At 57.9% G+C, this 794-nt stretch carries 2 protein-coding genes; both read right to left on the reverse strand.

Going from position 1 to position 794, the window contains the following annotated elements; genetic code table 11:
* Window positions 1–514 (reverse strand): co-chaperone HscB (hscB, locus tag ACIP1X_RS26360; RefSeq protein WP_400755748.1); only part of this gene is annotated, 514 nt, incomplete at its 3' end.
* An 8-nt stretch (window positions 515–522) separates the two neighbouring features.
* Window positions 523–794: iron-sulfur cluster assembly protein IscA (gene iscA, locus ACIP1X_RS26365; protein ID WP_400755749.1), on the reverse strand; the 272-nt coding region annotated here is incomplete at its 5' end.

Consider the following 794-nt stretch of genomic DNA (forward strand, 5'->3'; position numbering starts at 1 on the left):
CGAGGCGCTCTTCTAACTGGCGCACTTCGTAGGTGAGCTTGTCGAGGAACTGCATGCGCCGCATCAGGCGTTCGGCCTGTTCGCGTTGCGCCGCATCATCCCAACAGGCTGCGAAGCTTTCATTGAGTTCTTCCTGAGCCACTTTCAAGCGCCGCTTGAACACCGCCACGCCGTCAAGATCGGCACTGTCCTGAAGGTCTTCGAGCTCTTCGCGCCATTGCATCTGCTGCAGAAGAAACTCGGGATCATGGACAGTGACTTCCATCGGCACTTCATGCCCACTGATGGTCAGCAGGTAGCGTGCGCGCTGGGCCGGACTCTTGAGCGTCTGATAGGCGTCGTTGAGCCGTGCAGACTGCTCGAGTGCCGACCGCTGCTCACGCTCGGAAGCATCGGCGAAGCGGTCAGGATGAACGCCGCGCGCCAACTCACGGTAGCGCGTGGCCAACTGCTCGAGATCCAGACGGAAACTCGGTTGCAGCTCGAATAAAGCGAAATGACAAGGAATACCCACGACAAGCCTCAGATGTTGAAGCTTTCGCCGCAGCCACACTCACCGCGTACGTTGGGATTGTTGAACTTGAAGCCTTCGTTCAACCCTTCCTTGACGAAATCGAGCTCGGTGCCGTCCAGGTAGGCGAGGCTTTTCGGGTCGATGATCACTTTTTCGCCGTGACTCTCGAACACCTGATCCTCTGCAACCACCTCGTCGACAAACTCCAGCACGTAGGCAAGGCCGGAACAGCCTGTTGTGCGAACACCCAGACGAATCCCTTCACCTTTTCCGCTCCCTT

This window comes from Pseudomonas sp. NPDC088885, assembly GCF_044750025.1.
Lineage (GTDB): Bacteria > Pseudomonadota > Gammaproteobacteria > Pseudomonadales > Pseudomonadaceae > Aquipseudomonas > Aquipseudomonas rustica.